This window comes from Pseudoalteromonas piscicida, from assembly GCF_002744175.1.
GTDB lineage: Bacteria > Pseudomonadota > Gammaproteobacteria > Enterobacterales > Alteromonadaceae > Pseudoalteromonas > Pseudoalteromonas piscicida_B.
The window spans coordinates 1-5,271 of sequence record NZ_NKHF01000020.1 but is presented as its reverse complement, the minus strand read 5'-3'; the positions used below and the strand labels follow the sequence as shown (position 1 = coordinate 5,271).

General features: G+C 43.4%; 5 protein-coding genes. 1 reads left to right on the top strand and 4 read right to left on the bottom strand.

The genetic code is table 11. From position 1 onward, the window contains the following. Window positions 1–512 precede the first annotated feature (512 nt). A complete protein-coding gene (locus tag CEX98_RS04085; RefSeq protein ID WP_242441616.1) occupies window positions 513–1,829 on the top strand; it encodes a YncE family protein in 1,317 nt (438 codons plus the stop codon). A 220-nt stretch (window positions 1,830–2,049) separates the two neighbouring features. Here CEX98_RS04085 and corA read toward each other — a convergent pair whose 3' ends face one another. The 4 genes from corA to CEX98_RS04065 all read right to left on the bottom strand — a co-directional run bounded on the left by corA (window position 2,050) and on the right by CEX98_RS04065 (window position 5,083). After that, window positions 2,050–3,006, bottom strand: coding sequence for a magnesium/cobalt transporter CorA (gene corA, locus CEX98_RS04080; RefSeq protein WP_099640850.1), 957 nt, complete (start codon window positions 3,004–3,006; stop codon window positions 2,050–2,052). Window positions 3,007–3,110: 104 nt separating this feature from the next. Beyond that, window positions 3,111–3,599: a GNAT family N-acetyltransferase gene (locus CEX98_RS04075; RefSeq protein ID WP_099640849.1), complete on the bottom strand. Its 489-nt coding sequence runs from the start codon at window positions 3,597–3,599 to the stop codon at window positions 3,111–3,113. Next, window positions 3,596–4,219: a TetR/AcrR family transcriptional regulator gene (locus CEX98_RS04070; protein ID WP_099640848.1), complete on the bottom strand. Its 624-nt coding sequence runs from the start codon at window positions 4,217–4,219 to the stop codon at window positions 3,596–3,598. The genes CEX98_RS04075 and CEX98_RS04070 overlap by 4 nt, the downstream gene beginning before the upstream one ends. 3 nt (window positions 4,220–4,222) lie before the next feature. Continuing rightward, the gene (locus CEX98_RS04065; protein WP_099640847.1) at window positions 4,223–5,083 is read right to left on the bottom strand and encodes an alpha/beta fold hydrolase; all 861 of its coding nucleotides are present in this window, start codon (window positions 5,081–5,083) and stop codon (window positions 4,223–4,225) included. Window positions 5,084–5,271: the final 188 nt, after the last annotated feature.

Below are 5,271 nucleotides of genomic sequence, written 5' to 3'. Positions count from 1 at the left end.
TGTCCTCGTTATTTGTGAGTAGTAAGCGCTAAGCCTTCAATATCCGTTTTTGGTCACAGTATCACCGATCGATATAGTTGAGGTGCCTGTCCTCGGTATTTGTGAGTGTGAGCGCTAAGCCTTCAATATCCGTTTTTGGTCATAGTATCACCGATCGATATAGTTGAGATGCCTGTCCTCGGTATTTGATATCGATATTGGTCATAGTATTGCCAATCGATAGTTAAGGTGCCTGTCCTCGGTATTTGTGAGTGGTGAGCGCTAAGCCTTCAATATTCGATATTGGTCATAGTATTGCCGATCGATATAGTTGAGGTGCCTGTCCTCGGTATTTGCGTTATTTGTGAGTAGCAAGCGCTAAGCCTTCAATATCCAAACTGGGTTAAAAGGTCATCAGGTTTAGGTGTGTAGCGAGTTGTTGAAAATGGATTTGTTATAGGATAACATAATTAAAGTTATAATATAACATAAGTATAAATAGGACATCTCTCATGGTATTAAAAGGTAAACTTTTGGCAGTTGCCATCTCTGCAGCTTTGCTTTCTGCTTGTGGCGGTACAGAACACACAATCGTAAAGGTCGATCCACCAACGCAAGAGACAGGAGATGATGACCATGATCACGGTGATGCGGTAACCGATACCGATGGTCGCTTGCTAGTCACTAGCGCAGGCAGTAATGTCGTTAACTTATATTCAACAGCGGATAAATCACTAATCGAGGCCTTTGGCGTCACACACTATCCAAAATATGTATACAGTTCAGAAAATCATCGCTTTGCTGTTTTGGTACAACGTGATGAAGGGTTAGTCGAATTTATTGACAGTGGCCTCTACCAAGAAGCCCATGGCGACCATTTCCATATGCATCAAGATGCCCCGGCAGTTGCTGAATTTCATTTAGAATCAGTAAAGCCAACCCATGTTACTGCGGGTGGCTCTGGCGTTGCTATCTTCTCTGATGGCGATAAAGACAGCCAACAAAATGCTGGCGTCGTTATGTTTAGCGAAGCACATATTAGTGGCGAGCAAAGTGAAGTCGCCCAACTCCACTATGAAACATATATGCATGGTGCGGCTCAGGCGCGCGGCGAGTTTTTAATTAGTACGATTAGAGACCCGCAAAGCGAAACTTCTTTACCATCACAAATAGGGTTGTATCACGCCCATGGTGATCACTTCCATCAAGAAAGTGTGTTCGACGTGAGTTGTCCTGCGCTTCATGGCAGTGCGCAAAGTGAAGATGTTATCGCCTTTGGCTGTGGTGATGGTGTTGCGCTAATTACTCAGCAAGGAGAAGCGTTTAGTGCGGTAAAAGTAGCAAACCCTGACTATTTTGCCGAAGGGCAGCGTGTTGGTACATTAAAAGGCCATCATGATGCAGCGCAGTTCATCGCATCGGCAGGTAATGATGTATTAATGGTTGAGCCGGAAGAAGGTCACATAGAGCGACTGACTTGGCAACCTAGCGAAGGGTATCGTCTAGCCAGTTTTGGGTTTAGCTTTGCTGGAGAACACGTTGTGGTGATGGATACCGCTGGCAAACTAAGTGTTTTTGCAGCTCATGAGCACGACGGTGAACATCACTGGGAAACAGCTGGTGAACTTCAAATTAGCACTGCTGATTTAGCTACAATGCCCGAAGGCCATAGTTTTCAGATCACTTTCTCCCAAGCGGAACAAGCGGTATATGTGAGCGATCCAATTGCTAAACAAATCAAAAAGATTGATTTAGAAGCCGCAGAGTTAGTAGACACTTATGAGTTAGATTACATTCCAGAAAAGCTAGTATGGCTAGGTATTACAGGTGAGGAGTCTCACGATCATTAATCCCATTTTGTTTTAAGTTTAAGTTACTTATTAAGCACTTAACCCTGACGCGTTTTAAACACTGTAGATAGTGGCTTTGCCACCTTAGTTATTCTAAGGTGGCATTTTTTATAAAAAGCATAAATAACCTGAACCAGGTATAACAATTTGCTCTCTAGCAGCTGTTAACCCAAGTTTAGGTTAAATAAATGAAACGCAATCAAAAGGGGCCGTAAATAGTTTACAACCATCCTTTGTGTTTAAAAAATAAATACGGAGCAAAGCCTGAGAGCAACATGATTGCAATAGCAAAGGGATAACCAAAGGCCCAGTTTAGTTCTGGCATATTGTTAAAGTTCATTCCGTACACGCTTGCTACTACTGTCGGTGGTAGAAATACCACAGAGGCAATGGAGAAGGTTTTAATGATTTGGTTTTGTTCAATATTGATAAACCCTTGCGTGGAGTCCATTAAAAAGTTGACCTTGTCGAATAAAAACGCACAGTGCGACATCAAGGTTTCAATATCTCTGGTGACTTCTCTTAGGGTCTCTCTTTCTTCTGACTGCACGCCCACATGGCGCATCAAGAAGGAAATATTGCGCTGTGTATCCATCAAACATAAACGCACTTTACCATTGGCATCTTCAAGTTTAGAGATCCGGCTCACGGCTTCTTCTAGGTCTGAATCTTCTTCTTCAAGTACATAAGCACTGAGCTTTTCTAGCTGGTGGTGCATATCTTCAAGCATATCTGCGTGGTTTTCAACTTTTTGGTCGAATAGGGTCACTAATAATTGTTTAGGGTTATCACACGCCACCTGCCCTTTTCGAGCCCGTAAACGAAGCAACCTAAAATCTGCCAGTTCGTCATCGCGAATGGTTAATAAACAATTTTTTTGCAGCACACAAGCAACGGTAACGGTATTAAAGCGGCCATCGTTGGGCGACATAAACAAGGCGTGCACATGTAAGCCCTCGCTATCAATAAAACAACGTGAAGAAGCTTCAATTTCTTCTACGTCATCAGCACCTGGTAGCGTAATATTTAAGGTAGTTGCAAGGGCTAGCCGCTCTTCCTCAGACGGATTAATGGTATCTATCCAATGAGCATTTTTGATTGCAGCTTCTATGGGCGTATCTTGGTCTGGCTCCACTTCGGAGATCACACCGTGTTCAATCGAAAAAAACCTCAGCATCTCATTACTCTACACGACAACTTGTGAGCAAAGTATAAGAGTGAACGCGGTAATCAACAATGATAAACCTCGGATTATCCACCTATTATTTCAAGCCTAGGTTATTAACGCTGATAAGTATAAATGTTGCGCTCAGCGACTGAGTTATTCATGGTGGTGGTGTAATTGGCAACTAAGTTAAAGCCGTGGCTTTTAAACAAGTGATTGACCGCTAAAGCATCAACCCGACAACGGGTGTGAATGGCTTGTTCGCATGCTGCCAAGGTGTCTTGCAACAACTGCTTACCTATGCCTTTACCACGAATATTGCTGTCGACCATAAAATTAGAGATATACAAGCCTGAGTTTAAATTGAAGCGTGTTCTATCTTTAAAATGGGCAATAGGTACGATAGACAAGCTACCAATCAATTGCTGAGTCGTGTCATCAAAAATCACTCGCACTTCACCCTCATTAATTTCTTTTTCCATCAGTGCATCAATTTCGTCTCGGTCAATTTCTTCGTTGCGTGGTGGCGCCGAAAAGGTTGCAATGTACAAGTCGGTGAGTTGCTTAACAAGGGTACTAGAAGGGGTTGAAATAACTTCAATCATTCGGGGTCACTCTCTGTTCTGGGGCTGAGTTGGTAACTCTTAAGTGAATGTTCTATATTGCGTTTGAACAGCTCGCTAGCATGTTCTGTCAGCACTGTATTTTTAGCAATAGCATGGCCCAAATACATATTGTAAAGCTCATAAGCAGCACATTGGGCATCTAATTCAGGATGAAAAACGCCGTCATCGATCCCTTGTTCGATTTTATGCTTTATATAACTAAACAAGCGATTATGCTGCTCGGTCACCTTGGTATGAATGGGGCTTTCAGTGTGGCAATTAAACTCTACCAGCGCTTTAATAAAAGGGCAGGTGGAATGGGGCTCATTGAATAGTTCTCGGGTCCAGTCGGCCCAAATAGAAAATAGCCTTTTAAGTTGGGTTAGTGGATCGCTGTCTCTCGCTGGGGCGACCACATGCAGCATAAATTGCTCTTCACAGTAATCAAGGATAGCCAGCTGCATATCTTCTTTGCTATCAAAATGAGAGATCAGCCCACTGCGAGACAACCCGCAAAGCTTTGCCATTGAGCCTATTGTGACTTCTATTAAGCCATATTGACTACTAAAGCGCATACCTTGCTCTAAAATACTTTGTCTTGTTCTCTCGCCTTTATTCATCACTTATGCAGTTATTCTTTGGGTAATACTCTGAATAACGCCAGTATCGCCCAAAATGCGACGATGTCCAAGGCCTGAGGTTTGAATTAAGCGTTCGGGCGTTGCAGCAATTAATGTTTGCACATGCTCAAATGGAGCAAAACGGTCTTCAGTATCATGAATAAAAGTTGGCTTAAACTTGCCGACCCCATCATGGAATTTATCTCGGATAAGGTGCCAATGTGTACCGTATTTTGCGGTGATTGCCCCTAACACCTGATGTAGCATTTTTTCAGAAATCCCCGCGCTTGCGACGCGTTCAAACATCAGCTCAAAAAACTGCACTGGGGTAGCTACGTTGATCAACACTCGGTTTTCTAACCGATAATCAGGCAGATTCATTAACGCTACAGCGCCCATTGAATGACCTACTAACGCGACAATATCATGGCGATCGGCTTCAAGCTTTTCAATTAGCGTATCTAGAGCCTCGACAAACGCCAATAAATGCGCTCGCTTACCATGGGACTGACCATGACCGATATGGTCTATAGCCACAACGCAATAGCCAGCTGCAACCAACTCAGGGATTAGCTGATCAAAGCAACTGCTATTATCGGCCCAGCCGTGACTTAAAATAACCGTTCTTGGGCCAAGACCAAAAATATTTACATGCACACGACCCAATGAAGTAAGAATATTGAGCTCGCCATTTGGCTTTTTGTTCTTAAACCGATACTGCCGCTTACCATGTGGACTCATCAATAACACCTGTCCCAATCTTGCTGTAACTGGTGGCGCCAATGTGCACACAAGCCCTGTAAATCCGCGGCTTGCCCGAGTCAACAACGACCCGTTCTTGTCGTTAAAATAACTAAACTTCATCCTGAACTCCAAAAAAGAACACTTGTACTTTTATTAAAATAGAACAAGTGTACTTTTTTGTAAAGCGTAAACGCTCTCTTTTTCAAACCGGCCGCTTCACCCAGCGATAAATCACGTCACTCCGCTTGCAGGAGCTGGTCCACCCAGCGATAAATCACCTTCACTCCGTTTGCAGGAGCTGGCCCACC